Genomic DNA, 25,719 nt, shown 5'->3' with positions numbered 1-25,719 from the left:
CGGACAAGTTACCCCTTGTGCGCTATAGCGCACAAGGGCGGAGGAGCGTGATGACGGATATCAACCAGCGGATCGCCGCGCGGCTGCGCGCGCTGCGCCAGGCGCAGGGCTGGAGTCTGGACCGGGCGGCACAGGCCACCGGGGTGAGCAAGGCGATGCTCGGCCAGATCGAGCGCGGCGAGTCGAGCCCGACGGTGGCCACGCTGTGGAAGATCGCCGCCGGCTTCCACGTCTCGTTTTCCGGCCTGCTCGAGGAGACGCCGGCCGACGACGGGGCGCTGCTGCGCAGCAGCGTCGGTGGCGACTGGCCGACGGATGACGGCAGCATCCAGGTGCGCACGCTGTTTCCCTTCGATCCGGCGCTGGGCAGCGAGTTTCTGGTCGTCGAGCTGCAGCCGGGCGCCTGCCACCAGTCGGTGCCGCATGCCGCCGGAGTCACCGAGCATGTGATCCCGCTCAATGGCACGCTGGAGATCTGCGTCGACGGCATCTGGCAGAGCGTCGCCTGCGGCGAGGGCCTGCGCTTCGCCGCCGACCGGCCGCATGCCTATCGCAACGGCGGCAGCGCACCGCTGCTGTTCCACAACCTGATCCATTACCGGGTGGCGCCTTGTGGGGTCGGCGCCGGCGCCTTATAAAGCGCCTTTCCCCGAATGGATGGCGATCATGCTGCGACTCTCCGCGCTCTACCGTTTCCCGGTCAAATCCCTCGGCGGCGAGCTGCTGCAGCGTGCCGAGGTCGACGATCTCGGCCTGGCCGGCGATCGCCGCTGGATGGTGGTGGACAGCGCGAGCGGCCGCTTCCTGACCCAGCGCCAGCTCCCCGGCATGGCGCGGATCGGCGCGCGCTGGCGGGATGGCGAGACCCTGGAGCTGAGCGCCCCGGAGCGGTCGCCGCTGCGGGTGACGGTGCCGCCGGCCGACCTGGCGCTGCGCGGGGTGACGGTGTGGCGCGACAGTCTCGAGGCGCCGGATGCCGGCGACGCGGCCGCCGCCTGGCTGAGCGCCTGCCTCGCTCGCGATTGCCGGCTGGTGCACGTGCCGGCCAGCCGCGCCCGCCAGGTGGACACCGCCTATGCGCAACCGGGCGACAAGGTGGGCTTCGCCGACGGTTTCCCGCTGCTGCTGATCGGCCAGGGCTCGCTGGACGACCTGTCGGCGCGGGTCGGCCGGCCGCTGGAGATGCTGCGCTTCCGCCCCAACCTGGTGATCGAGGGCGCCGCGCCCTACGCCGAGGACGGCTGGGGGCGCCTGCGCATCGGCACCGTGGAGTTCGAGCGGGTCAAGCCGTGTTCGCGCTGCGCCATCCCCACCCTCGATCCGCACAGCGGCGAGCGCTCGGACGACGGCGAGCCGCTGCGCACCCTGGCCAGCTACCGGCGCGACGCCGACGGCGTGTACTTCGGCCAGAACCTGATCCAGCGCGGCACCGGCGTGCTGGAGGTGGGCATGCCGGTGACCCTGCTGGACTGACGGCGTTCGTAGGGTGCGCCGCGCGCACCATCCCCCCGATCGCTGCTGTTGGTGCGCTACGCGAGGCATGCCCCCTGGCGCGGTCCCAGCGGTCGCCATGCTGTGAAGGGATGCCTGCTGGCATCCTTGGCGGGTTACGCCGCGGTGCGGCTAATCCCCCCTGCATTTGTGCGCCGGGTTCGCCTCACTGCGGCCCCAGCTCGCGCTCGTGCCATTCCACCAGCTTCTGCGGAGCGCCGAGCTTCTCGCCGTAGATCACCGAGTAGGACAGCACGTTCTGCACGTACTGGCGGGTCTCGTCGAAGGGGATGGTCTCGATCCAGATGTCGAACGGCATCCTCTCGTTGCCGCTCAGCCACTGGCGCACCCGGCCCGGGCCGGCGTTGTAGGCGGCCGAGGCGAGGATGCGGTTGCCGCCGAACTGGCCGTAGACCTGGCTGAGGTAGGCGGCGCCGAGCTGGATGTTGACGTCGGGGTTGAGCGCCTGCTGTGGCGAGCGCAGCGGGATGCCGAAGCGCCGCGCGGTTTCCTTGGCGGTGGCCGGCATCAGCTGCATCAGGCCCATGGCGCCCACGTGGGAGCGGGCGTCGGCCATGAAGCCGCTTTCCTGGCGGGTGATGGCGAACACCCAGCTCGAATGCAGGCCGCGGCTGCGCGCCTCGCGGGTCAGGGCGCCCTGGTGGGCCATCGGGAAGCGCACGTCGAGGTCGTCCCAGTACTGCGCCATGCTGATCGAGCGGATCGCCGGGAAGTACCACTCCATCTCGTAGCCGAGGCGCGCCTGCGCCACCAGCTCCTCGCGGCTGAACAGGCGGGCGACGTGGTACCACTCGCGGCGACCGTCGCCGATCTGCCCGCGGGCATGGAACTCGAGGGCGCGACGGATGCCGGCCGTGTTGCGCACCTTCTGCATCACCTTCGGGTCGATGGCCATCGGCTTGTGGTTGAGCTGGTAGGGCGCGTTGATCCGGTCGGCGGAGAGGAAGCCGTAGAAGTCACGCTCGCCGGCCACCGGCAGGTACAGACGGATCGGGTCCTTGCTGTTGGGCTGGGCCAGTTGCAGGCTGCGCGCCTGCCAGTAGCGCCAGCGGCTGGTGCCGGCCAGATCGCCGGGCATCTGCCGGGTCAGCTGGTGGGCGTCGGCCCAGCGGCCGAGGCGCAGCAGCAGGCGTGCGCGCCATTCGCTGACGGTGTCGTCGCGCAGTTCGGGGTCGTACTGGCTCATCACCCGCAACGCGCGCGAATCGAAGCGCCGCGCCAGGGTCAGGCCGATCTCGCGGGCGATGGCCACCTTCTCCTCGCTGGAGAATGGCAGCTGGCGGCTGTAGTCCTCGAGCAGGGCCAGCGCCTGCTCCGGGTTCTGCCGCGCCAGCCGGCGCAGGCCGAGGCCGACGGCGTCGGCGGTATGGCGGTCGTTGCCGGCGAAGCGCTGACGCTGCGCCAGCAGCTCGGGCTTCTGCGCCACGTCGATCAGCAGCTGGCCCTGGGCGGCGAGGCTGCCGAGGGTCTTCTGCAGGTGGCCGGCCAGGCCGTAGTTGCGCTCCTGGGCGGCCAGCTTCAGGCGCTGCCAGCGCAGTTCCTCGGTCAGTCCCCCCTGGGCGCGCCACAGGTCGAACAGGCGGTCGCAGGTGTTGGGCTGCGACTTGCCGACCAGCCACAGGCGCCTGGCAACGATGGCGCCATCGGCGGCCTTGCCGTGGCGGAACAGGTACTCGCCCATCAGGCAGTCCAGCTCGGCGAACTCCAGCGCCGGCGAGTAATGCTTGATGAAGGTCTGCCATTCGCCGCGCTCGGCCAGCCAGCGCAGCCAGCGCAGCTTCATCCAGCCGATCTGCGGCAGGTCGCCGTGCTCGGCGAGGAAGGTCTCGATCTCGCGGTTGCTGGCGCTCTTCAGGCGCAGGGTCAGCTCGTCGTAGGCCAGGTGCGGTTCCAGCGGGTAGTCCCGCAGGGCCTGGCGGTAGCGCAGGTAGGGGCCCGGATCGTTCTTGTCCAGCGCGCGCTTGGCCTCGTCGTACATGGCGCGCTGCTGCGCGAGGGACGCGGCGTGGGCGAAGGAGGGGGGCAGGCCGAGACTGGCCAGCAGGCAGACGAGCAGGACGAACGGGCGGGCGCGCATGGCAAATCCGGTACTTCGGGCAGGATGGGGCGATGGGGACAAGCTTAGCGCGGCCCGGCCGGCACTCCTAGCGCCGGCCGGGCGGAAACACGCCGTGGGGGGGGAATTCCCCGGGCCGTGTAGGAAAAACACCATGCCCCGTGTGGGCAAAGGGCGAGTAGGAGTAGAATGCGCGGCCATTCCTGTGGAGGCTGTGCCCATGACCCTGCTCAAGTTCACCGACGTGTCCCTTGCCTACGGTGCCACACCGTTGCTGGACGGGGTGTCGTGGCAGATCGCACGGGGCGAACGGGTATGCATCATCGGTCGCAACGGCACCGGCAAGTCCAGCCTGCTCAAGCTGGTCAAGGGCGAGCAGCGTCCGGACGACGGCGAGATCTGGCGTGCGCCGACCCTGCGCATCGGCGAGTTGCCCCAGGAGCTGCCGGCGGCCGACGAGCGCAGCGTCTACGACGTGGTCGCCGAGGGCCTGGCCGAGGTCGGCGAGCTGCTCGCCCGCTACCACCACCTGTCCCAGCACATCCACGGCGACGACGATCTCGCCGAGCTGTCGCGCGTCCAGCAGGCGCTGGAGGCCCGTGACGGCTGGCGCCTGCAGCAGCTGGTGGAGAACACCCTGAGCCGCCTGCAGCTGCCGGCCGACAAGACCCTGGCCGAGCTGTCGGGCGGCTGGCGCCGCCGCGTGCTGCTGGCCCAGGCGCTGGTCGCCGAGCCGGACCTGCTGCTGCTCGACGAGCCGACCAACCACCTGGACATCGGCGCCATCGCCTGGCTGGAGGAGGCGCTGCTCGGTTTCAACGGCGCGGTGCTGTTCATCACCCACGATCGCGCCTTCCTGCAGAGCCTGGCCACCCGCATCCTCGAGCTGGACCGCGGCCACCTGATCGACTGGAACGGCGACTATGCCAGCTTCCTGGTGCACAAGGAGCAGCAGCTGGCGGCCGAGGAGGCGGCCAACGCGCTGTTCGACAAGCGCCTGGCTCAGGAAGAGGTGTGGATCCGCCAGGGCATCAAGGCGCGGCGTACCCGCAACGAGGGCCGCGTGCGCGCGCTCAAGGAGATGCGCAACGAGCGCGCCGAGCGTCGCGAGCGCCAGGGCAAGGCCAGCATCCAGCTGGAGACCGCGGACAAGTCCGGCAAGCAGGTGATAGTCGCCGAGCACGTCGACTTCGCCCATCCCGGCGGCGAGCCGCTGATCCGCGACTTCTCCATGGTCCTGCAGCGCGGCGACCGCATCGGCCTGCTCGGCGCCAACGGCACCGGCAAGACCACCCTGCTCAAGCTGCTGCTCGGCGAACTGCAGCCGACCGCCGGCAGCATCAAGATCGGCACCAAGCTGGAGGTGGCCTACTTCGACCAGCTGCGTCATCAGCTCGAACCTGAGAAAACAGTGATCGACAACATTGCCGAGGGCCGCGAGTTCATTACCATCGACGGCCAGAACCGCCATGTGCTCAGCTACCTCGGCGACTTCCTGTTCAGCCCGCAGCGCGCGCGCTCGCCGGTCAAGGCGCTGTCCGGCGGCGAGCGGGCACGACTCTTGCTGGCCAAGCTGTTCAGCAAGCCGGCCAACCTGCTGGTGCTGGACGAGCCGACCAACGACCTGGACGTGGAAACCCTCGAGCTGCTCGAGGAAGTGCTGCTCGGCTTCCCCGGCACCGTGCTGATGGTCAGTCACGACCGTGCCTTCCTCGACAACGTGGTGACCAGCACGCTGGTGTTCGAGGGCGAGGGCCGGGTGCGCGAGTACGTCGGTGGTTATCAGGACTGGCTGCGCCAGGGCGGTTCGCCGCGCCTGCTCGGCGTCGGCAAGGAGGCGGAGGGCAAGCCGCAGGCGGAGAGCAAGCCGGCGCCGGTCGAGAAGGCGGCGCCCCCGGTGGCCGCCGCCCGCAGGAAGCTGAGCTACAAGGAGCAGCGCGAGCTGGACGCGCTGCCGGCACAGATCGAGGCATTGGAGAACGAGCAGGCCGCCCTGCAGGAAGAGACCGCCAATCCCGATTTCTATTTGCGGCCCCAGGAGCAGACCCATGCGGCCCTGGCCCGGCTGGAGCATCTCCAGCACGAGCTGGATCGCCTGCTGGAGCGCTGGGCCGAGCTGGAAGGTTGATGTACCTGGCAACGGACACGGAGTAGGGAATGACCATCGAGTACAGGATTACCCTGGACGACAATCACGAGTTCAACTACCGGGTTGAACTCGATCGCAGCTACGACCCGGCGCAGGTGGCCGAGGCGCCGCGCTGGACACGGCTGGATCACGAGAAGTGCAGCAACTGCCCGCTCAACGAGGTGCTCCACACCTACTGTCCGGCGGCGGTCGACCTGCATCGCGTGATCGAGGACTTCCGTGGCCTGCCGGCGTTCAAGAAGGCCCAGGTGCGGGTGATCACCACCGAGCGGGAGTACTGCAAGGAAGTCAGCCTGGAAGGGGCGCTGCGTTCGCTGCTCGGCGTGCTGATGGCCACCAGCGCCTGCCCGATGCTCTGCCGCCTCAAGCCCATGGCCCAGCAGCATCTGCCGTTCGCCAGCAACCAGGAATTCATCCTGCGCACCGTGTCGCTGTACCTGATGCGCCAGTACTACAACATGCGCGAAGGGCGGCATGCCGACTGGGAGCTCAAGGGGTTGATCCGCCATTACCAGCAACTGCAGCTGGTCAATCAGGCCTTCTGGCAGCGCATCCACGACACCTGCGAGGGCGACTCCAACCTCAAGGCTTTCCTCAGCTTCTTCTCCATGTCCTCCAGCGTGTCCTATTCGCTGGAGGCCCAGCTCAGCAAGATCCGTCCGCTGGTGATGAACGGCGGCGCCGACCTGGGGCTGTTCTGATCGACCGGCTCGCGCCGGGTGCAAGGCCCGGCGCGACGCTGATCGTCCTGCTCACGCCTTCTTCAGGTGCACCGCCAGCACGTCGCAGGGCGCGCCGTGCAGCACGTCGTTGGAGGTGGAGCCGAGCAGCAGGGCCAGGCCGTGGCGGCCGTGGCTGCCGACCACGATCAGGTCGCAGCCCTGCTCGCTGGCCAGGCGGTGGATCTCCTGGCGCGGCTGGCCGAAGGCCAGATGGCTGTTGTCCTTGGTCAGCTCCGGGTGGCTGGCGGAGAAGGATTCCAGCTGCTTGCGCGCCTGATCGATCTGCTGCTCCTGCAGCGCCGAGAGATCCATCGGCACGTCGCCGCCGAAGGCCATGGACATGGGCTCGACCACGTGGACCAGCGACAGGCGCGAATTGCAGCACTTGGCCAGTTCGACGGCGCGCTCGATCACGGTATGGCAATCGTCGGTCATGTCGACAGCAACCAGCAGGTGTTGGTAATTCATTTCGGTTCTCCGTGGCGGGAAATAAGTCCAGTATGGATCAGGCGCCGCGCGCGGCCAGCCTGCACGCCCATCATGCAGCAACTCCGCGCTGCGGTCATGACATCCGTCAGTTCCGCCCGTTTCACGTTCCGCCCGGGCCTGCCCAAGGCCGATTGACAAGACTGGCGAATTCTTCGAGGGTGTGGTCAGGGATCGAACGCCTGTATGAACGCCGGCGCGGGGCCGCCGGCTATCCTTGCTGGAGGCCGCCGGGCTGCCGGCCGGAACGCGGCGCTGGCTCAAGCTTCCATCGCATGGAGATCGGACGATGATTTATCAGGGCAAGGCCATCGGAGTCGAGACGCTCGGCGACGGCATCGCCGAACTGCGTTTCGACCTCGCCGGCGAGTCGGTCAACAAGTTCAACCGCCTGACCCTCGGCGAGCTGCGCGAGGCGGTGGACGCCCTGCGCGGCGAGGCGGGTTTGCGCGCGGTGCTGGTCAGCAGCGCGAAGGACGGCTTCATCGTCGGCGCCGACGTCGGCGAGTTCCTCGGCCTGTTCGCTTTGCCCGAGGACGAGCTGCTGGCCGCCAACCTCGACACCAACCGCATCTTCAGCGCCTTCGAGGATCTGCCGGTGCCCACGGTGGTGGCGATCAACGGCGTCGCCCTCGGCGGCGGTCTGGAGATGTGCCTGGCGGCGGACTTCCGGGTGATGGCCGAGGGCGCCACGATCGGCCTGCCGGAAGTGAAGCTGGGCATCCATCCCGGCTGGGGCGGCACCGTGCGCCTGCCGCGGCTGGTCGGCGCCGACAACGCCATCGAATGGATCTGCGGCGGCAAGGAGCACGACGCGGCCAGCGCGCTGAAGGTCGGCGTGGTGGATGCCGTGGTCGCTCCCGAGCGGCTGCGCGAGGCGGCGCTGGACCTGTGCCGGCGGGCCGCCGACGGCGAGCTCGACCACCTGGCGCGCCGCCGGCCCAAGCTGGAGAAGCTCCGGCTGGCGCAGATCGAGCAGATGCTGGTGTTCGAGAGCGCCAAGGGCTATGTGGCCGGCCAGGCCGGGCCGCACTACCCGGCGCCGGTGGAGGCGATCCGCAGCATGCAGAAGGCGGCCAGCCATGGCCGCGACAAGGCGCTGGAGATCGAGTCGCAGGGCCTGGTCAAGCTGGCGAAGAGCGAGGTGGCGCGCAGCCTGGTCGGGTTGTTCCTCAACGACCAGGAACTCAAGCGCAAGGCCAAGACCCTCGACGGGGACGCCCGCGCGGTGCGCCTGGCCGCGGTGCTCGGCGCCGGCATCATGGGCGGCGGCATCGCCTACCAGTCGGCGGTCAAGGGCACGCCTATCCTGCTCAAGGACATCCGCGAGGAGGCGCTGCAGCTCGGCCTCGGCGAGGCCGCCAAGCTGCTCGGCAAGCGCGTCGAGCAGGGTCGCCTGAGTGCGGAGAAGATGGCCACGGCGCTCAACGCCATCCGTCCGACCCTGTCCTACGGCGATTTCGCCGCCGTCGACCTGGTGGTCGAGGCGGTGGTGGAGAATCCCAGGGTCAAGCAGGCAGTGCTGGCCGAGGTGGAGGGACAGGTGCGCGCCGACGCCATCCTCGCCACCAACACCTCGACCATCTCGGTCGACCTGCTGGCGCAGGCGCTGCAGCGTCCGGAGAACTTCTGCGGCATGCACTTCTTCAACCCGGTGCACATGATGCCGCTGGTCGAGGTGATCCGCGGCGCGAAGACCAGCGAGGCGGCCATCGCCACCACCGTGGCCTATGCGCGCCGGATGGGCAAGACGCCGATCGTGGTCAACGACTGCCCCGGCTTCCTGGTCAATCGCGTACTGTTCCCCTATTTCGGCGGCTTCGTCCGCCTGCTGGCGGCCGGCATCGACTTCCCGCGCATCGACAGGGTGATGGAAAGGTTCGGCTGGCCGATGGGGCCGGCCTACCTGCTCGATGTGGTCGGCATCGACACCGCCCACCACGCCCGCGCGGTGATGGCCGCCGGCTTCCCCGAACGGATGAAGGACGACTGGCGCAGCGCCATCGACGCACTGTTCGAGGCCGGCCGCCTCGGCCAGAAGAGCGGTCGCGGCTTCTACGCCTACGAGACCGACAAGGGCGGCAAGCCGAGGAAGGTCGCCGACCCGAGCGTGGCCGCCGTGCTGGCGCCGCTGGCAGGCACGCCGCGCGAGCTGACCGACGAGGACATCGTCGACATCATGATGCTGCCGCTGTGCCTGGAGGCGGTGCGCTGCCTGGAGGACGGCATAGTCGCCAGCCCTGCCGAGGTGGACATGGGCCTGGTCTATGGCATCGGCTTCCCGCCGTTCCGCGGCGGTGCGCTGCGCTACATCGACAGCCTGGGCGCGGCCGAATTCGTCGCCCGTGCCGAGCGCCACGCCGACCTCGGCCCGCTGTACCTGCCGACCGCCGGATTGCGCGCCATGGCCAGCGAAGGCCGCCGGTTCTTCGCCTGAGCCTGTCACCACTGGAGAGTGAATTCATGAGTCTGAATCCGAGAGACGTGGTGATCGTCGACTTCGGCCGCACGCCGATGGGCCGCTCCAAGGGCGGCATGCACCGCCACACCCGCGCCGAGAGCCTCTCCGCGCAACTGATCACCCGGCTGCTGGCGCGCAACCCGCAGGTCGATCCGGGCGAGGTCGAGGACGTGATCTGGGGCTGCGTCAACCAGACCCTCGAGCAGGGCTGGAACATCGCGCGGATGGCCGCGCTGATGACGCCGATCCCGCACACCAGCGGCGCGCAGACCGTCAGCCGCCTGTGCGGCTCGTCGATGAGCGCCCTGCACAGCGCGGCCCAGGCCATCCAGAGCGGCAACGGCGAGGTCTTCGTGGTCGGTGGCGTCGAGCACATGGGCCACCTGCCGATGACCCACGGCGTCGACGTCAACCCGCAGCTGTCCCTGCACGTGGCCAAGGCCGCCGGGATGATGGGACTGACCGCCGAGCTGCTCGGCAAGATGCACGGCATAACCCGCGAGGCGCAGGATGCCTTCGGCTACCGCTCGCAGCAGCGGGCGCACCAGGCCACCGTCGAGGGCCGCTTCAGGGACGAGCTGATTCCCATGGAAGGCCACGACGAGCGGGGCTTCCTCCGGGTGTTCGACTACGACGAGACCATCCGTCCGGAAACCACCCTGGAAGCGCTGGCCGAACTGAAGCCGGTATTCGACCCGAAGAACGGCACGGTGACCGCCGGGACCTCGTCGCAGATCACCGACGGCGCCTCGTGCATGATCGTGATGAGCGGTCAGCGCGCCCGCGAGCTGGGGGTGCAGCCGCTGGCGCGGGTGCGCGCCATGGCGGTGGCCGGCGTCGATCCGTCGATCATGGGCTACGGTCCGGTGCCGGCCACGCGCAAGGCGCTCAAGCGCGCCGGTCTGAGTATCGACGACATCGACTTCGTCGAGCTCAACGAGGCCTTCGCCGCCCAGGCGCTGCCGGTGCTCAAGGATCTCAAGCTGCTGAGCAGGATGGACGACAAGGTCAACCTGCACGGCGGCGCCATCGCCCTCGGCCACCCGTTCGGCTGCTCCGGGGCGCGGATCTGCGGCACCCTGCTCAACGTGATGAAGCAGCGCGGCGGCACCCTGGGGCTGGCCACCATGTGCATCGGCCTCGGCCAGGGTATCTCGACCGTCTTCGAGCGCGTCTGATCCCCATGGGAAGGAAGGCCGGGGCCATCATGCTTCGGCCTTCGGTTTTTTCGGCCGTGCCATCGACGAGGCGAACATGACGCTGCAAACCGGACTTTACCGTCACTACAAGGGCAACCCGTACCGTGTGCTGGGGGTGGCCCGCCACTCGGAGACCGAGGAGGAGCTGGTGATCTACCAGGCGCTGTACGGCGATTTCGGCCTGTGGGTCAGGCCGCTGGCGATGTTCGTCGAGAGCGTGGAGGTGGACGGCGAGTGCCGGCCGCGTTTTGCCCTGGAGCGCGGTGAAAGCGTGGAATTTCGCTACGCTGAGGACGACCGGGTCCCGCCGCGCGCTTGACCTCGTTGTGCGGGCCACTATATATAGCGTGGCCTTATCAGGGCGCGGCTACATTTATTTGCATATTCTGCGCCTGAGGCCCCCGCCGTTCATCTCGACTTCTTTTCAGGAACCTTCCGATTCATGGGCAAATCTCTGGTCATCGTGGAATCGCCGGCCAAGGCCAAGACGATCAACAAGTATCTGGGCAACCAGTACGTGGTGAAGTCGAGCATCGGCCATATCCGCGACCTGCCCACCAGCGGCTCGGCCAGCAAGGAGCCGGCCAAGCGCGGCAAGGCTGCAGCGGCCGAGGCCCCGGCGTTGTCACCCAAGGAAAAGGCCAAGCGCCAGCTGTTCGCGCGCATGGGCGTCGATCCCGAGCATGGCTGGAAGGCCCAGTACGAGATCCTGCCCGGCAAGGAGAAGGTGATCGAGGAGCTGCGCCGCCTGGCCAAGGATGCCGACACCATCTACCTCGCCACCGACTTGGACAGGGAAGGGGAGGCGATCGCCTGGCACCTGCGCGAGTCCATCGGCGGCGACGAGGGCCGCTACAAGCGCGTGGTGTTCAACGAGATCACCAAGAAGGCGATCCAGGAAGCCTTCTCCCAGCCCGGCGAACTGGACATCAACCGGGTCAACGCCCAGCAGGCCCGGCGCTTCCTCGACCGTGTGGTCGGCTACATGGTCTCGCCGCTGCTGTGGGCCAAGATCGCCCGCGGCCTGTCCGCCGGCCGCGTGCAGTCGGTAGCGGTCAAGCTGGTGGTCGAGCGCGAGAAGGAGATCCGCGCCTTCGTTCCGGAAGAGTACTGGGAGCTGCATGCCGACCTGGCCACTGCGCAGCAGGCCGCGGTGCGCTTCGAGGTGGCCCGCCACAAGGGTGAGGCCTTCAAGCCGCTCAACGAGGCCCAGGCCATGGCCGCCGTGGCCGCGCTCAAGGCTTCCGCCTACCAGGTGGTCAAGCGCGAGGACAAGCCGACCTCGTCCCGCCCGGGCGCCCCGTTCATCACCTCCACCCTGCAGCAGGCGGCCAGCACCCGCCTGGGCTTCGGGGTGAAGAGGACCATGATGATGGCCCAGCGCCTGTACGAGGCCGGCTACATCACCTACATGCGTACCGACTCGACCAACCTGTCGCAGGACGCCATCGACATGGCGCGCGGCTTCATCGAGGGCGAGTTCGGCCAGCAGTACCTGCCGGCCAAGCCGAACCTCTACAGCAGCAAGGAAGGCGCCCAGGAAGCGCACGAGGCGATCCGCCCGTCCGACGTCAACCTGCGGCCGACCCAGCTGACCGGCATGGAGCGCGACGCCGAGCGTCTCTACGAGCTGATCTGGCGCCAGTTCGTCGCCTGCCAGATGCCGCCGGCCGAATACCTGTCCACCAGCGTCACCGTCAAGGCCGGCGACTACGAGCTGCGCGCCAAGGGCCGCATCCTCAAGTTCGACGGTTTCACCCGCGTGCTGCCGGCGCAGAGCAAGCCGGGCGAAGACGACGTGCTGCCAGAGATGGCCCAGGGCGACAGTCTCGAGCTGCTCAAGCTCGACCCGACCCAGCACTTCACCAAGCCGCCGGCGCGCTACTCGGAAGCCAGCCTGGTCAAGGAGATGGAGAAGCGCGGCATCGGCCGCCCGTCGACCTATGCAGCGATCATCTCCACCATCCAGGACCGCGGCTACGTGACCCTGCACAACCGCCGCTTCTACGCCGAGAAGATGGGTGAGATCGTCACCGAGCGCCTGGCGGAGAGCTTCGCCAACCTGATGGACTACGGCTTCACCGCCGACATGGAGGAGCACCTCGACGACGTCGCCCAGGGCGAGCGCGAGTGGAAGCACCTGCTCGACGAGTTCTACGGCGACTTCAGGAAGAAGCTCGAGTCCGCCGAGGCCAGCGAGGGCGGCATGCGCGCCAACCTGCCGACCCTCACCGACATTCCGTGCAAGGAGTGTGGCCGGCCGATGATGATCCGCACCGCCTCCACCGGCGTGTTCCTCGGCTGCTCCGGCTACGCGCTGCCGCCCAAGGAGCGCTGCAAGGCCACCGTCAACCTGGTGCCGGGCGACGAGATCGCCGCCGACGACGAGGGCGAGTCCGAGTCCCGCGTGCTGCGTGGCAAGCACCGCTGCGCCAAGTGCGGCACCGCGATGGACGCCTACCTGCTCGACGAGAAGCACAAGCTGCATATCTGTGGCAACAACCCGGACTGCTCGGGCTACGAGATCGAGGAAGGCCAGTACCGCATCAAGGGCTACGAGGGGCCGAGCCTCGAGTGCGACAAGTGCGGCAGCGAGATGCAGCTCAAGACCGGCCGCTTCGGCAAGTTCTTCGGCTGCACCAACGCCAGCTGCAAGAACACCCGCAAGCTGCTCAAGAGCGGCGAGGCGGCTCCGCCGAAGATCGACCCGATCAAGATGCCGGAACTGCGTTGCGCCAAGGTCGACGACGTCTACGTGCTGCGCGACGGCGCCTCGGGGCTGTTCCTCGCCGCCAGCCAGTTCCCCAAGAACCGCGAGACCCGCGCGCCGCTGGTCAGCGAGCTGATCCCGCATAGGGAGGAACTGGATGCCAAGTACCACTACCTGCTCTCGGCGCCGCCGCAGGACCCGGACGGCCGCCCGGCGGTGATCCGCTTCAGCCGCAAGACCAAGGAGCAGTACGTGCAGAGCGAGGTGGACGGCAAGCCCAGCGGCTGGCGTGCCTTCTACGCCGACGGCAAGTGGCAGGTGGAAGACAAGCGCTGACCCCGTCGCGCTGATGCGGAGCCGGCCGGTGCGTGCAGACGCCCCGGCCGGTTTCGTTTGGCGCGGCGTATACTGGGGATTCTGTCGAGGAGTCCACCCATGGCCAACGAGCTGTATACCCGCACCAACCAGAAGATCTACTTCGCCAGCCTGGCGCTGGACGCCTGGCGCGCCGCCGAGGCGGCCCGGCCGCTGAACCTCACCACTCAGGTGCAGGCCGCCCGCGAGAGCGCGCTGTTCCACCTCTACGGTGCGGTGCTGGGGCTGTGCCACGAGATCGCCGGCTACTACCGCCTGCCGCAGGCCGGGGCCGCCCGGGTCGAGCAACTGCTCAGTCGCGAGGTGCTGGAGGCGGCGCCGAGTCCGGAACTGGCCGAGCTGGTCGAGCTGGCGCAGGAGCGGCAGAGCTGGCTGGGGCAGTTGCTGGCAGCCTGGCGCGCCCTGTTCGAGCCGCCGCGCGAGGCGAAGAAGGCCAAGGTCGATCCGGCCCTGGCGCTGATCAGTGCGGTCGATGTCGGCACGCAAGAGGAGGCTGAGCTGGATCTGGCCACGCTGGCCGACTGGCAGCAGCGCATCAAGCAGCTGGCGATGCGTTTTCGCGAGGGCATGAGCGAGTGGTGAGCGCGCCGCGCCGCCTGTCGCGGCGCTAGGGTGTGACGCCCGGCACTGCTACAATGCCGGCCTTTTTTCGCGGAGCACCCACCCATGCCGACATCCTTCCTGGAAATCGTGGAATTGCCCGATGGCCGTATCGTCCTGCGTCGCGGCGACGATGAGGAGGCGCTGGTGACCCTCGAGTTTTCCGAGGAGGCCAAGGCTTTTCTGCAGGGGCAGCACATCGAGGTGGCCAAGGCCATGTTCAACCTCGGGGTGCAGATGGCCGGCAGCATGGCTGACGGCGACTACGAGCATGAGTACGGCGAGGAGCCGCGCGTGCTGCACTGAGGAGCTGCCTCTCCCGGCGCAGCCCGCAGGCTATCCTGCGGGGCCTCCTCCGGCCGGGCTTCAGCGGCGGATCACGCCGACACTCAGACCTTCGATGGCGAACTCCTGATCCGGCTTGTCCAGGTCGATCACGATCGGGGCGAACTCGGGGTTTTCCGCCAGCAGCTGCACGCGCTTGCCGCGGCGCTGGAAGCGCTTCACCGTCACCTCGTCGCCGATCCGCGCCACCACGATCTGCCCGTTCGTCGCCTCGCGGCAGGCGTGCACGGCGAGCAGGTCGCCGTCCAGGATGCCCACGTCCTTCATGCTCATGCCGCGCACGCGCAGCAGGAAGTCGGCGCGCGGGTGGAAGAACTCCGCACTGATCCGGCAACTGTCCTCGATATGCTGTTCGGCGAGGATGGGCGCGCCGGCGGCGACCCGGCCGATGATCGGCAGTTCGCCCTCGCGCAGCGCCGGCTCGGCATCGGGGATGCGGATGCCGCGCGAGGCGCCGGGGATCATCTCGATGGCGCCCTTGCGCGCCAGCGCCCGCAGGTGTTCCTCGGCGGCGTTGGGGGAGCGGAAGCCCAGCTGCTGGGCAATCTCGGCGCGGGTCGGCGGATAGCCGTGCTCTTCCAGCCAGCTCTTGATGAAGGCCAGGATCTCGCCTTGGCGCGGGGTCAGTTTCTGCATGGGCCGGGCTCTGTCTTTATATCCAGTGGCTGGAAGTATATACAGGGCGGCGGTGCAGGCAAGCTGTTTGCCCCGTCTGACGCGCCTCTCTGGCGGACGAACGGGCGGCTGGCCATACTTGAAAGAGTGATAGATTGAAACCAAGGTTTCAAACGGCTGTTCGGTCAATGGGAGTGGTCATGGTCCAGTCGGAGACGGTCGAGCGTATTCTCGATGCGGCTGAGCAGTTGTTTGCGGAAAGGGGCTTCGCGGAAACCTCGCTGCGGCTGATCACCAGCAAGGCCGAGGTCAACCTGGCGGCGGTGAACTATCACTTCGGCTCCAAGGAGGCGCTGATCCAGGCCGTGTTCGTGCGGTTTCTCGGCCCGCTCTGCCTGCGTCTCGAGCGCGAGCTGGATCGTCGCCAGGGGCAGGCCGCCAGCCTCGAGGAGCTGCTCGAGCTGCTGGTGGCGCAGGCGCTGGGAGTGGCCGGGAGCAGTGCCAAGCTCACCGCCTTCATGCGCCTGCTGGGCATGGCGATACGGCAGAACCAGCGCGAGCTGCACGCCTATCTCGGCGGCCTGTACGGCAAGGTGTTCCGCCGCTACCAGCAGCTGCTGCAGGATGCGGTGCCGGGCATCCCGCCGCTGGAGCTGTTCTGGCGCGCGCAGTTCATGCTGGGCGCGGCGATCTTCAGCATGGCGGGCATCCAGGCGCTGCGCGGCATCGCCCAGGCCGACTTCGGCACGGACACCTCGACCGAGCAGGTGCTGGAGCTGATGGTGCCGTTCCTGGCCGCCGGCATGCGCTCCGAGACGGTGCTGGCCGATCCGGCGCTGATCGCCGCCCGCCGGCGTCCGCGTCCCAGGACGAACAATCACGGCAACTAACCCGTGGGTGCCGGCGGCGGGTGGATCGGCTAAGCTAGCGGCCCCATGACTGCCGCCACCGCCATGCTCGATCTGCTGCACATTTCCATCGCCGACCAGTGCCTGTACGGCTTCGCCGGCGGCGCCCTGCGCCTGCGCCTGCCGGTTTCCACCGCGCTCAACGGCCCGGGCGAGCGCCAGGGCTCGGGCTGCACGCCGCGCGGCCGCCATCAGGTGCGCGCCAGGATCGGCGCCGGCCTGCCGGAGGGCGCGGTGCTGGTCGGCCGGCGCTGGACCGGCGAGATCTGGTCGCCCGCGCTGGCGGCGCAGTTTCCGCAGCGCGACTGGATCCTCACCCGCATTCTCTGGCTGAGCGGCTGCGAGCCGGGGCGCAACCGCCTCGACGGCGTCGACACCTTCCGCCGCTACATCTACCTGCACGGCACCCCGGACAGCGAGCCGATGGGCGAGGCGCGTTCGCACGGCTGCATCCGCCTGCGCAATGCCGACCTGGTCGAGCTGTTCGAGCGGGTGCCGCCGCACTGTTCCGTGATCATCGACGAGGCACCGCAGCCGCAGTGGCGGCTGGCCGCGCTTGCCTGAGGAGTTTCCATGTCTGGTTCGCTGATGCTGGATATCGCCGGCACCTGGCTGAGCGCCGAGGACCGCCACCTGCTGCGCCAGCCCGAGGTGGGCGGCCTGATCCTGTTCGCCCGCAATATCGAGCACCCGCAGCAGGTGCGCGAGCTGTGCGCGGCCATCCGCGCCATCCGTCCCGATCTGCTGCTGGCGGTCGACCAGGAGGGTGGCCGGGTGCAGCGCCTGCGCCAGGGCTTCGTGCGCCTGCCGTCGATGCAGGCGCTGGCCGCCGCGCCGGATGCGCCGCGCTTGGCCGGGCTGTGCGGCTGGCTGATGGCCACCGAAGTGCTGGCGGTGGGGCTGGACTTCAGCTTCGCCCCGGTGCTCGATCTCGACCACGGGCGCAGCACGGTGATCGGCTCGCGCTCGTTCGGCAGCGACCCGGCGCGGGTCAGCGAGCTGGCCGCGGCCTTCATCGCCGGCATGCGCGCCGCCGGCATGGCCGCCACCGGCAAGCATTTCCCCGGTCACGGCTGGCCCGAGGCCGATTCGCACGTGGCCATCCCGCGCGACGAGCGCTCGCTCGACGAGATCCGCGCCTGCGATCTCAAGCCCTTCGTTGCCCTGGCGGGGCAGCTCGACGGCATCATGCCGGCCCACGTGATCTACCCGCAGGTCGACGCGCAGCCGGCCGGCTTCTCGCGGCGCTGGCTGCAGGACATCCTGCGCGGCGAGCTGGGCTACCGCGGGGTGATCTTCAGCGACGACCTGAGCATGGCCGGCGCCCACGTCGCCGGCGCCGCCGATGCGCGGGTGGCGGCGGCGCTGGATGCCGGCTGCGACATGGCGCTGGTGTGCAACGACCGTGACGCCGCCGAGCTGGCGCTGACCCATCTGCAGCGGCGCGGCGTGCAGCCGGCCGCGCGCCTGGCGCGGATGCGCGCGCAGGCCTGGCCGGGCCAGGATTACCGGAGCCAGCCGCGCTGGCTCGAAGCGGTGGGCGCGCTGCGCGCCGCCGGACTGATCTGATCTTGAGGAGAACTGGATGAGCGTTGTAGCCATCATCGGCGGTACCGGACTGACCCAGCTCGAGGGGCTGACCATCCGCGAGGCCGTCAGCCTGGACACGCCCTGGGGCAAGCCGTCGGCCGAGGTGCTGCGCGGCGAGTTCGGCGGCCGCGAGGTGCTGTTCCTCGCCCGTCACGGCCATCCGCACCGCATCCCGCCGCACCAGGTCAACTACCGCGCCAACCTGTGGGCGCTGAAGGAGGCCGGCGCCGAGGCGATCCTCGCGGTCAACGCGGTGGGCGGTATCCACGCGGCCATGGGCACCGGCCACTTCTGCGTGCCGCACCAGCTGATCGACTACACCTGGGGCCGCGGCTCGACCTTCTTCGAGGGTGAGCTGGACCACGTCACCCACATCGACTTCAGCCATCCCTACGACGAGGCCCTGCGCCAGCAGCTGATCGCCGCCCTGCGCGCCGAGGGTTGCGACTTCAGCGGCCGTGGCGTTTACGCCTGCACCCAGGGGCCGCGCCTGGAGACTGTGGCGGAGATCGCCCGCCTGGAGCGCGACGGTGGCGACATCGTCGGCATGACCGGCATGCCCGAGGCGGCGCTGGCTCGCGAGCAGGAGCTGCCCTATGCCTGCCTGGCGCTGGTAGTCAATCCGGCGGCCGGCAAGTCCACCGGGATCATCACCATGGCCGAGATCGAGCAGGCGCTGGCCGACGGCATGGGCAAGGTCAAGGCGGTGCTGCAGCGCGTGTTGGCCGGCTGATCGTCCCGTCGCGGCAATGAAAAAGGGCGGCAGATCCGCGATCTGCCGCCCTTTTTGTCGTCCGGGTCCGGCTCAGAGCGGGCTGACGCGGATCAGCGCGCCCAGGCTCGGATGGTCGAGGTAGGTCAGCTGGCCGGGGATCAGGCGCCGCGCGATCTGCAGGCGCTCGCTGCCGGCGAGGAAGCCCTCGGCGTTGAACCGGTTGACCCAGGTGGTCAGCTTCAGTTCGAGCTGGCGGCCCTGGGCGAGATCGAGCACGCCCTCGACCGGGAAGTGGCCGTCGCGCTCCTTGCCGGTGCTGAAGCGCACCGCGGTCGGGCTGCCGGTGACGCCCTGCTGCCAGGCCTGGTGCAGCAGCACCTGGTAGCCCTTGGCGGCGAGCTTCTCGGCCTCGCCGGTCAGCGCCGGGCTGCGCTGGGCGGTGGCGGGCAGGGCGGCGGCCTTGCCAGCCCAGTCTTCCGGCGCCGGCTGGCTGGCCGGCACCGCCTTTTCCGCCTGGCGGAAGACGATCAGTTCGACCTGGTACAGCGCTTCGGCGAAGGCCGCGGGGGCGATCAGCAGCAGCGAGACCAGCAGGGGGCGGAGCAGTCGGAGCATGGGCATTTCCTTCAGGCAGCGGACGGGGTCAGGCGCTCGAACAGCGCCTCCAGGGTGTTGAAGCGTTGTTCCGGGCGCTCCATCGGCACCACGAACTTGAACAGGGTGGCGCCCTCGAACTTGTAGCGGGTCGGCTGGCCCTGGATCAGCTTGATCAGCGTCAGCGGGTCGACAGGGGTATGCGCGGCGAACTCGATGCGCCCGCCCTGCGGGCCGGCCTCGACCTTCCTGATGCCGAGCTGCTCGGCCCTGAGCTTGAGCAGGGTCAGGCGCATCAGGTGCTTGGTCGGCTCCGGCAGCAGGCCGAAGCGGTCGATCATCTCCACCTGCAGTTCGTTCAGCGCATTCTCGTCGGTGCACGAGGCGATGCGCTTGTAGAGGATCAGGCGGGCGTTGACGTCGGGCAGGTAGTCCTCGGGAATCAGCGCCGGCAGGCGCAGGTTGACCTCGGGGCCGCCGCCCAGCGGCTGCTCGAGGTTGGGCTGCTCGCCCTTGCGGATCGCCTTGACCGCGCGCTCGAGCATCTCCATGTACAGGGTGAAGCCGACCGCCTGGATCTGCCCGCTCTGGCCCTCGCCGAGCAGCTCGCCGGCGCCGCGGATCTCCAGGTCGTGGGTGGCGAGCACGAAGCCGGCGCCGAGGTCCTGGGCGCCGGCGATGGCCTCCAGGCGCTTCTGCGCGTCCTCGGTCATCTGCTGGCGCGACGGGGTGAGCAGGTAGGCGTAGGCCTGGTGGTGGCTGCGGCCGACCCGGCCGCGCAGCTGGTGCAGCTGGGCCAGGCCGAACTTGTCGGCGCGCTCGATGATGATGGTGTTGGCGCTGGGCACGTCGATGCCGGTCTCGATGATGGTCGAGGCCACCAGCACGTTGAAGCGCTTGTGGTAGAAGTCGCTCATCACCTGCTCCAGTTCGCGCTCGCGCATCTGGCCGTGGCCGATGCCGATGCGCGCCTCGGGCACCAGCTCGGCCAGCTCGGCGGCGCACTTCTCGATGCTCGACACCTCGTTGTGCAGGTAGTAGACCTGGCCGCCGCGCAGCAGTTCGCGCAGCAGCGCCTCCTTGATGGTCGGCTTGTTCTGCTCCATGACGAAGGTGCGCACCGACAGGCGGCGCGCCGGCGGGGTGGCGATGATCGACAGGTCGCGCATGCCCGACACCGCCATGTTCAGCGTGCGCGGGATCGGCGTGGCGGTCAGGGTGAGGACGTCCACCTCGCTGCGCAGGGCCTTGAACTGCTCCTTCTGGCGCACGCCGAAGCGGTGCTCCTCGTCGATGATGACCAGGCCGAGATCCTTGAACTTCACGTCGTCCTGCAGCAGCTTGTGGGTGCCGATGACGATGTCGACCTTGCCCTCGGCGAGCAGCTGCTCGGCCTCGCGCACTTCCCTGGCCGACTTGAAGCGGCTCATCACCTCGACCTTCACCGGCCAGTCGGCGAAGCGGTCGCGGAAGCTGTTGTAGTGCTGCTGGGCGAGCAGTGTGGTGGGCACCAGCACCGCCACCTGTTTCCCACTATGGACAGCGATGAAGGCGGCGCGCATGGCCACCTCGGTCTTGCCGAAGCCGACGTCGCCGCACACCAGGCGGTCCATCGGCTTGGCGCTGAGCATGTCGGTGCGCACCGCCTCGATGGCGGCCTGCTGGTCCGGAGTCTCCTCGAACGGGAAGCCGGCGCTGAAGGTCTCGTAGTCGGCGTGCGGGTCGCTGAAGGCGAAGCCCTGGCGGGCGGCGCGGCGGGCGTAGACGTCGAGCAGCTCGGCGGCGACGTCGCGCACCTGCTCGGCGGCCTTGCGCTTGGCCCTCTGCCAGGTTTCCGAGCCGAGGCGGTGCAGCGGCGCCAGGGCGTCGTCGCTGCCGGTGTAGCGGGCGATCAGGTCGAGGCTGGCCACCGGCACGTAGAGCTTGGCCTCCTCGGCGTACTCGAGCATGAGGAACTCGGCCGGCTGGCCCTCCACCTCGAGGGTGACCAGGCCGCGGTAGCGGCCGACGCCGTGGTCGATGTGCACCACCGGTGCGCCTTCGCGCAGCTCGGTGAGGTGCTTGATCACGTTGTCGCCGCCGCCCTGGCCTCGGTCGCGGCGCCGGCGCTGCATCACCCGATGACCGAACAGCGGGCTTTCCGGGATCAGTGCCAGCTCGTCGAGCAGCAGGCCCTCGTCGAGCGGGGCGATGGTGATCGCCAGACGCTCGCCGTCGGCGGCGAAGGCAGCCCAGCCGTCGACTTCCCTGGGCTTGAGCTTGAGGCGGGCGAGCAGCTCCAGCAGCGCCTCGCGGCGTCCGGCCGATTCGGCGCAGAACAGCACCCGTCCCGGGTACTCCTCGATGAAGCGGCGCAGCGCGGCCAGCGGCTCGCCGGCCTTGGCCTGGATCGCCAGGTCGGGCAGGGCGCGCGCATTGAAGCGCTCGCGGCCGACGCCTGGCTCGAGGTCGCGCTGGTCGGCGACGATGCGCGGCCAGTCCTTGAGACGGGCGAAGCAGTCCTCCACCGGCAGAAACAGCTCGGCCGGCGGCAGCAGCGGCCGCTCGGGGTCGACGCGGCGATCCTCGTAGCGGCTGCGCACCTCGCTCCAGAACTGCTCGGCGGCGTGCTCGATGCCGGGCAGCGAGAACACCTGGGTGTCGGCCGGCAGGTAGTCGAACAGGGTGGCGGTCGCCTCGAAGAACAGCGGCAGGTAGTACTCGATGCCGGCCGGCACCAGGCCGCTGGACAGGTCCTGGTACAGCGGGCAGCGCCGGTAGTCGACGTCGAAGCGCTCGCGGAAGCGCGCGCGGAAGTCGGCCACCGCCTTCTTCTCCAGCGGGAACTCGCGCGCCGGCAGCAGGCGGATCGAGTCGACCTTGTCCACCGAGCGCTGGCTCTCGGGGTCGAAGGTGCGCAGGGTCTCGATCTCGTCGTCGAACAGGTCGATGCGGTAGGGCAGTTCGCTGCCCATCGGGTAGAGGTCGATCAGCGCGCCGCGCACGGCGAACTCGCCGTGCTCGTAGACGGTGTCCACGCAGCGGTAGCCGGCCGCCTCCAGGCGCGCGCGCATGTCGTCGACGTCGAGGCGCTGGCCGACGTCCAGCACCAGGCTGGAGCCGAGCAGGAAGCGCGGCGGCGCCAGGCGGTGCAGGGCGGTGGCGATCGGTACCACCAGCACGCCGTGCTTCAGTTCCGGCAGGCGGTAGAGGGTGGCGATGCGCTGGGAGATGATGTCCTGGTGCGGCGAGAACACGTCGTAGGCCAGGGTTTCCCAGTCGGGGAAGTGCAGCACCGGCAGGTCGGGGGCGAAGAAGCGCAGCTCCTCCTGCAGGCGCTCGGCGCTCTGGCTGCCTTCGGTCAGCAGCAGGGTGAAGCGCTGGCTGCGGCTGGCGGCCTCGGCGATGGCCAGGCTCTGGGCGGCGCCGGGCAGGTTGCCCCAGTGTTGTTTGCCGGCGGCGGCCGGCAGGCTCGGAAGACGCAGTACGGTCACGGGCGGCTCTGGATGGCGACAAAGTCCGGATTGTAGCGGGGCCTCGCGCCGACTGTCAGTGCCGCGCGCGGCACGTTGCCCGAAAGCGCTGGCGCCGTCATAATGTAGCCCTTTTTTGTTATCCCCTACATGTGGAAGGTACCGCCCGTGACCCAGAAGACCGACCAGTGCCTTGGTGAGTGGATTGATCGCGAGGCCCTCGCAGAGGCCATGATTCCGCTGATCGGCCAGCTCTACCGCAACAACAATGTGGTGACTTCGATCTACGGCCGCGGCCTGATCAACCGTTCGGTGATCGGCATCCTCAAGGCGCACCGCTTCGCCCGCCAGATCGACGACGCCGAGCTGTCGGTCCATGACACCTTCCCGATCCTGCAGGCCCTGGGCCAGCTGGAGCTGGGCGCCGCCTCCGTCGACCTGGGTCGTCTGGCGGTCAAGTTCAAGCACGAAGGCAACGGCCGCAGCGCCGAGCAGTTCGTGCGCGAGGAGCTGGCCGAAGTGGTCGGCAAGCAGGGCAGCGAGCAGCGCGAAGGCACCGACGTGGTGCTGTACGGCTTCGGTCGCATCGGTCGCCTGCTGGCGCGCATCATGATCGAGAAGACCGGCGGCGGCGACGGCCTGCGCCTGCGTGCCATCGTCGTGCGCAAGGGTGCCGCCAACGACCTGGTCAAGCGTGCCAGCCTGCTGCGTCGCGACTCGGTGCACGGTCCGTTCAACGGCACCATCACCATCGACGAGGAGAACAACACCATCCTCGCCAATGGCAACCTGATCCAGGTGATCTACTCCAACGACCCGACCACCGTCGACTACACCGCCTACGGCATCAACAACGCCATCGTCGTCGACAACACCGGCAAGTGGCGTGACGCCGAGGGTCTGGGCCAGCACCTGAAGTGCCCGGGCGCCGCCCGCGTGATCCTGACCGCGCCGGGCAAGGGCGAGATCAAGAACATCGTCCATGGCATCAACCATGGCCTGATCGGCGCCGACGACAAGATACTGTCCGCCGCCTCCTGCACCACCAACGCCATCGTGCCGGTGCTGAAGGCCGTCTACGACAAGTTCGGCATCGCCCATGGTCACGTGGAGACCGTGCACTCCTACACCAACGACCAGAACCTGATCGACAACTTCCACAAGGGCGATCGCCGCGGCCGCAGTGCACCGCTGAACATGGTGATCACCGAGACCGGCGCCGCCACCGCTGCCGCCAAGGCCCTGCCGGTGCTCAAGGGCAAGCTGACCGGCAACGCCATCCGCGTGCCGACGCCGAACGTCTCCATGGCCATTCTCAACCTGACCCTGGAGAAGGCCACCAGCCGCGAGGAGATCAACGAGTACCTGCGCCACATGGCGCTGCACTCGGAGCTGCACAAGCAGATCGACTTCACCAACTCGCCGGAAGTGGTGTCCACCGACTTCGTCGGTTCCCGCCATGCCGGCATCGTCGACGCCGAAGCCACCATCTGCAACGACAACCGCGTCGTGCTCTACGTGTGGTACGACAACGAGTTCGGCTACAGCTGCCAGGTGGTGCGCGTGCTGGAGGACATGGCCGGGGTCAACCCGCCGTCCTTCCCGCGCTGATCCGCGCTGCTGCGGTCTGAAAAACGGGAGCCTCGGCTCCCGTTTTTCTTTTCCGGACAGACACTTGTGAGGGGCTCTTGTATCTGCTTGTTACTGTTTGCCCCAATTAAACGGCGGCTTCGGTGGCCAGCGGGTGAGGGGGTCCTTATAATCGTTCGGATTTTTGCACGGGGTATTTCCGGTTCGACGTCGATGATGGCTGGCAGAGGGGGCAGTCGTCGCTGGCTCATGTCGTGCCGGTAACCCTATTCGTTTCATACACAGTGATTGGGCAATACGTATGATAAAAATCAAACGTGGTCTGGACCTGCCCATCACCGGCGCACCCGCGCAACGCATCGAGGCCGCCCGGCCCGTGCGCAGCGTGGCGCTCGTTGGCTTCGACTATCACGGGATGAAGCCCACGATGCAGGTGCAGGTCGGTGATCGAGTCAAACTCGGCCAGGTCCTGTTCTCCGACAAGAAGACCCCCGGGGTGAACTACACCGCGCCAGCCGCCGGTGTGGTGAGCGCCATCCACCGCGGCGAGCAGCGCGTGCTGCAGTCCGTGGTCATCGACGTGGATGGCGACGAGCAGCTTACTTTCGCCAGCTACCCGGCCGGCCAACTGGCCAGCCTCGACGCGGCCCAAGTGCGTGACAACCTGCAGGCCTCCGGCCTGTGGACCGCCCTGCGCAGCCGCCCGTACAGCAAGGTGCCGGCGGTCGACGCCGTGCCCAGCTCGATCTTCGTCAGCGCCATCGATACCAATCCGCTGGCCGCCGATCCGGCGGTGATCATCGGCGAACATGCGGCGGACTTCGAGAGCGGCCTCAAGGTGCTGGCGCGCCTGGCCAAGGTGTTCCTGTGCAAGGCCGAAGGCGTCAGCCTGGCCGGCGAGGGCACTGCCGGGGTGACCACCGAGAGCTTCGCCGGGCCGCATCCGGCCGGCCTGCCCGGCACCCACATCCACTTCCTCGATCCGGTCAGCGCGACCAAGAGCGTGTGGACCATCAACTACCAGGACGTCATCGCCGTCGGCAAGCTGTTCACCAGCGGCCGGCTGTGGGTCGAGCGCGTGGTCGCCCTGGCCGGTCCGGTGGTGGACAAGCCGCGCCTGGTGCGCACCCGCCTGGGCGCCAGCCTGCAGGAGCTGACTGCCGGCGAGCTGCAGTCCGGCCACAACCGGGTGATTTCCGGCTCGGTGTTCGGTGGCCGCACTTCGCGCGGCGCCTGCGCCTACCTCGGTCGCTACCATCTGCAGGTGTCCTGCCTGCGCGAGGGCAACGACCGCGAGATGCTGCACTACCTGCGCGCCGGGGTGAACAAGCACTCGGTGCTCAACGTGTTCGTCTCCAAGCTGATGGGCGACAGGAAGTTCCCGTTCAGCACCACCACCAACGGCAGCCCGCGCGCCATGGTGCCGGTGGGCAACTACGAGGAAGTGATGCCGCTGGACATCCTCGCCACCCAGCTGCTGCGCTACCTGATCGTCGGTGACACCGAGATGGCGCAGAAGCTCGGCTGCCTGGAGCTGGACGAGGAAGACCTGGCGCTGTGCAGCTACGTCTGCGCCGGCAAGTACGAATACGGCCCGATCCTGCGGGATAACCTGAATCGCATCGAGAAGGAGGGTTGAC

General features: G+C 68.7%; 21 protein-coding genes. 16 read left to right on the top strand and 5 right to left on the bottom strand.

Translation table 11 applies throughout. The annotated features are described in order from the left end of the window. The first annotated feature begins 50 nt into the window (after positions 1-50). Together E5198_RS04885 and E5198_RS04880 are read left to right on the top strand one after the other, a co-directional pair. Positions 51-638, top strand: coding sequence for a helix-turn-helix domain-containing protein (locus E5198_RS04885; RefSeq protein WP_136488894.1), 588 nt, complete (start codon positions 51-53; stop codon positions 636-638). 28 nt (positions 639-666) lie between these two features. After that, on the top strand, positions 667-1,473 hold the full coding sequence (locus E5198_RS04880) for an MOSC domain-containing protein (protein WP_136488893.1): 807 nt from the start codon (positions 667-669) through the stop codon (positions 1,471-1,473). Between the two features lie 184 nt (positions 1,474-1,657). Here the strand turns inward: E5198_RS04880 and E5198_RS04875 are convergent, their stop codons facing one another. Further along, complete coding sequence (locus E5198_RS04875; RefSeq protein WP_136488892.1) at positions 1,658-3,589, bottom strand: transglycosylase SLT domain-containing protein; 1,932 nt, start codon at positions 3,587-3,589, stop codon at positions 1,658-1,660. A 199-nt stretch (positions 3,590-3,788) separates the two neighbouring features. Here E5198_RS04875 and E5198_RS04870 point away from each other — a divergent pair, with 199 nt between their 5' ends. Next, positions 3,789-5,696, top strand: coding sequence for an ATP-binding cassette domain-containing protein (locus tag E5198_RS04870; protein WP_136488891.1), 1,908 nt, complete (start codon positions 3,789-3,791; stop codon positions 5,694-5,696). 29 nt (positions 5,697-5,725) lie between these two features. After that, positions 5,726-6,418 carry a hypothetical protein gene (locus tag E5198_RS04865; protein WP_136488890.1) on the top strand — a complete coding sequence of 231 codons (693 nt, stop codon included), beginning with the start codon at positions 5,726-5,728 and terminating at the stop codon, positions 6,416-6,418. Positions 6,419-6,469: 51 nt separating this feature from the next. Here the strand turns inward: E5198_RS04865 and E5198_RS04860 are convergent, their stop codons facing one another. Next, on the bottom strand, positions 6,470-6,907 hold the full coding sequence (locus tag E5198_RS04860) for a universal stress protein (protein WP_136488889.1): 438 nt from the start codon (positions 6,905-6,907) through the stop codon (positions 6,470-6,472). A gap of 307 nt (positions 6,908-7,214) precedes the next feature. Here E5198_RS04860 and fadB point away from each other — a divergent pair, with 307 nt between their 5' ends. From fadB to E5198_RS04830, 6 genes are all read left to right on the top strand, one after another. Next, entirely contained in the window at positions 7,215-9,362 is a 2,148-nt protein-coding gene (fadB, locus tag E5198_RS04855; RefSeq protein ID WP_136488888.1) for a fatty acid oxidation complex subunit alpha FadB, read from the top strand. Positions 9,363-9,388: 26 nt separating this feature from the next. Next, positions 9,389-10,564 (top strand): acetyl-CoA C-acyltransferase FadA, encoded by a 1,176-nt coding sequence (fadA, locus tag E5198_RS04850; protein ID WP_136488887.1) that lies wholly within the window; start codon positions 9,389-9,391, stop codon positions 10,562-10,564. A 76-nt stretch (positions 10,565-10,640) separates the two neighbouring features. After that, a complete protein-coding gene (locus E5198_RS04845; protein WP_136488886.1) occupies positions 10,641-10,904 on the top strand; it encodes a DUF1653 domain-containing protein in 264 nt (87 codons plus the stop codon). Between the two features lie 123 nt (positions 10,905-11,027). Then, positions 11,028-13,631, top strand: coding sequence for a type I DNA topoisomerase (gene topA, locus E5198_RS04840; protein ID WP_136488885.1), 2,604 nt, complete (start codon positions 11,028-11,030; stop codon positions 13,629-13,631). Between the two features lie 99 nt (positions 13,632-13,730). Then, entirely contained in the window at positions 13,731-14,252 is a 522-nt protein-coding gene (locus E5198_RS04835; RefSeq protein WP_136488884.1) for a DUF6586 family protein, read from the top strand. Positions 14,253-14,336: 84 nt separating this feature from the next. Further along, positions 14,337-14,576: a hypothetical protein gene (locus tag E5198_RS04830; protein WP_136488883.1), complete on the top strand. Its 240-nt coding sequence runs from the start codon at positions 14,337-14,339 to the stop codon at positions 14,574-14,576. Positions 14,577-14,636: 60 nt separating this feature from the next. On the opposite strand, the gene lexA is transcribed toward E5198_RS04830, so the two are convergent. Continuing rightward, entirely contained in the window at positions 14,637-15,251 is a 615-nt protein-coding gene (gene lexA, locus E5198_RS04825; RefSeq protein WP_136488882.1) for a transcriptional repressor LexA, read from the bottom strand. A 179-nt stretch (positions 15,252-15,430) separates the two neighbouring features. Here lexA and E5198_RS04820 point away from each other — a divergent pair, with 179 nt between their 5' ends. The 4 genes from E5198_RS04820 to E5198_RS04805 all read left to right on the top strand — a co-directional run bounded on the left by E5198_RS04820 (position 15,431) and on the right by E5198_RS04805 (position 18,461). Then, the gene (locus tag E5198_RS04820; protein ID WP_136488881.1) at positions 15,431-16,120 is read left to right on the top strand and encodes a TetR/AcrR family transcriptional regulator; all 690 of its coding nucleotides are present in this window, start codon (positions 15,431-15,433) and stop codon (positions 16,118-16,120) included. A gap of 63 nt (positions 16,121-16,183) precedes the next feature. Beyond that, positions 16,184-16,702 (top strand): L,D-transpeptidase, encoded by a 519-nt coding sequence (locus E5198_RS04815; RefSeq protein ID WP_136488900.1) that lies wholly within the window; start codon positions 16,184-16,186, stop codon positions 16,700-16,702. A 9-nt stretch (positions 16,703-16,711) separates the two neighbouring features. Continuing rightward, entirely contained in the window at positions 16,712-17,707 is a 996-nt protein-coding gene (gene nagZ / locus E5198_RS04810; RefSeq protein ID WP_136488880.1) for a beta-N-acetylhexosaminidase, read from the top strand. 16 nt (positions 17,708-17,723) lie between these two features. After that, the gene (locus E5198_RS04805; protein ID WP_136488879.1) at positions 17,724-18,461 is read left to right on the top strand and encodes an S-methyl-5'-thioinosine phosphorylase; all 738 of its coding nucleotides are present in this window, start codon (positions 17,724-17,726) and stop codon (positions 18,459-18,461) included. Positions 18,462-18,533: 72 nt separating this feature from the next. On the opposite strand, the gene E5198_RS04800 is transcribed toward E5198_RS04805, so the two are convergent. Continuing rightward, on the bottom strand, positions 18,534-19,058 hold the full coding sequence (locus E5198_RS04800) for a CsiV family protein (RefSeq protein ID WP_136488878.1): 525 nt from the start codon (positions 19,056-19,058) through the stop codon (positions 18,534-18,536). A gap of 11 nt (positions 19,059-19,069) precedes the next feature. Next, positions 19,070-22,510 (bottom strand): transcription-repair coupling factor, encoded by a 3,441-nt coding sequence (mfd, locus tag E5198_RS04795; protein ID WP_136488877.1) that lies wholly within the window; start codon positions 22,508-22,510, stop codon positions 19,070-19,072. Between the two features lie 129 nt (positions 22,511-22,639). Here mfd and E5198_RS04790 point away from each other — a divergent pair, with 129 nt between their 5' ends. Continuing rightward, positions 22,640-24,100, top strand: a complete 1,461-nt coding sequence (locus tag E5198_RS04790; RefSeq protein ID WP_136488876.1) for a glyceraldehyde-3-phosphate dehydrogenase — start codon at positions 22,640-22,642, stop codon at positions 24,098-24,100. 280 nt (positions 24,101-24,380) lie between these two features. Continuing rightward, a complete protein-coding gene (locus E5198_RS04785) occupies positions 24,381-25,718 on the top strand; it encodes a Na(+)-translocating NADH-quinone reductase subunit A (RefSeq protein ID WP_136488875.1) in 1,338 nt (445 codons plus the stop codon). The last annotated feature ends 1 nt before the right edge of the window (position 25,719 follow it).

The organism is Pseudomonas sp. A-1, assembly GCF_004801855.1.
Classification (GTDB): Bacteria; Pseudomonadota; Gammaproteobacteria; order Pseudomonadales; family Pseudomonadaceae; genus Geopseudomonas.
Note: the sequence above shows the minus strand (reverse complement) of the source record. Positions and strands in the feature narration are given on the sequence as shown.

Excerpts from the sequence above, each read along its gene's own strand:
- fadA (WP_136488887.1), top strand. The coding sequence starts at position 9,389 with ATGAGTCTGAATCCGAGAGACGTGGTGATCGTCGACTTCGGCCGCACG.
- nagZ (WP_136488880.1), top strand. The coding sequence starts at position 16,712 with ATGTCTGGTTCGCTGATGCTGGATATCGCCGGCACCTGGCTGAGCGCC.
- E5198_RS04875 (WP_136488892.1), bottom strand. The coding sequence starts at position 3,589 with ATGCGCGCCCGCCCGTTCGTCCTGCTCGTCTGCCTGCTGGCCAGTCTC.
- E5198_RS04870 (WP_136488891.1), top strand. The coding sequence starts at position 3,789 with ATGACCCTGCTCAAGTTCACCGACGTGTCCCTTGCCTACGGTGCCACA.
- E5198_RS04785 (WP_136488875.1), top strand. The coding sequence starts at position 24,381 with ATGATAAAAATCAAACGTGGTCTGGACCTGCCCATCACCGGCGCACCC.
- E5198_RS04790 (WP_136488876.1), top strand. The coding sequence starts at position 22,640 with ATGTGGAAGGTACCGCCCGTGACCCAGAAGACCGACCAGTGCCTTGGT.
- fadB (WP_136488888.1), top strand. The coding sequence starts at position 7,215 with ATGATTTATCAGGGCAAGGCCATCGGAGTCGAGACGCTCGGCGACGGC.
- E5198_RS04800 (WP_136488878.1), bottom strand. The coding sequence starts at position 19,058 with ATGCTCCGACTGCTCCGCCCCCTGCTGGTCTCGCTGCTGCTGATCGCC.
- E5198_RS04885 (WP_136488894.1), top strand. The coding sequence starts at position 51 with ATGACGGATATCAACCAGCGGATCGCCGCGCGGCTGCGCGCGCTGCGC.
- E5198_RS04865 (WP_136488890.1), top strand. The coding sequence starts at position 5,726 with ATGACCATCGAGTACAGGATTACCCTGGACGACAATCACGAGTTCAAC.
- E5198_RS04845 (WP_136488886.1), top strand. The coding sequence starts at position 10,641 with ATGACGCTGCAAACCGGACTTTACCGTCACTACAAGGGCAACCCGTAC.
- E5198_RS04860 (WP_136488889.1), bottom strand. The coding sequence starts at position 6,907 with ATGAATTACCAACACCTGCTGGTTGCTGTCGACATGACCGACGATTGC.
- lexA (WP_136488882.1), bottom strand. The coding sequence starts at position 15,251 with ATGCAGAAACTGACCCCGCGCCAAGGCGAGATCCTGGCCTTCATCAAG.
- E5198_RS04805 (WP_136488879.1), top strand. The coding sequence starts at position 17,724 with ATGAGCGTTGTAGCCATCATCGGCGGTACCGGACTGACCCAGCTCGAG.
- E5198_RS04830 (WP_136488883.1), top strand. The coding sequence starts at position 14,337 with ATGCCGACATCCTTCCTGGAAATCGTGGAATTGCCCGATGGCCGTATC.
- E5198_RS04880 (WP_136488893.1), top strand. The coding sequence starts at position 667 with ATGCTGCGACTCTCCGCGCTCTACCGTTTCCCGGTCAAATCCCTCGGC.
- E5198_RS04820 (WP_136488881.1), top strand. The coding sequence starts at position 15,431 with ATGGTCCAGTCGGAGACGGTCGAGCGTATTCTCGATGCGGCTGAGCAG.
- E5198_RS04835 (WP_136488884.1), top strand. The coding sequence starts at position 13,731 with ATGGCCAACGAGCTGTATACCCGCACCAACCAGAAGATCTACTTCGCC.
- E5198_RS04815 (WP_136488900.1), top strand. The coding sequence starts at position 16,184 with ATGCTCGATCTGCTGCACATTTCCATCGCCGACCAGTGCCTGTACGGC.
- topA (WP_136488885.1), top strand. The coding sequence starts at position 11,028 with ATGGGCAAATCTCTGGTCATCGTGGAATCGCCGGCCAAGGCCAAGACG.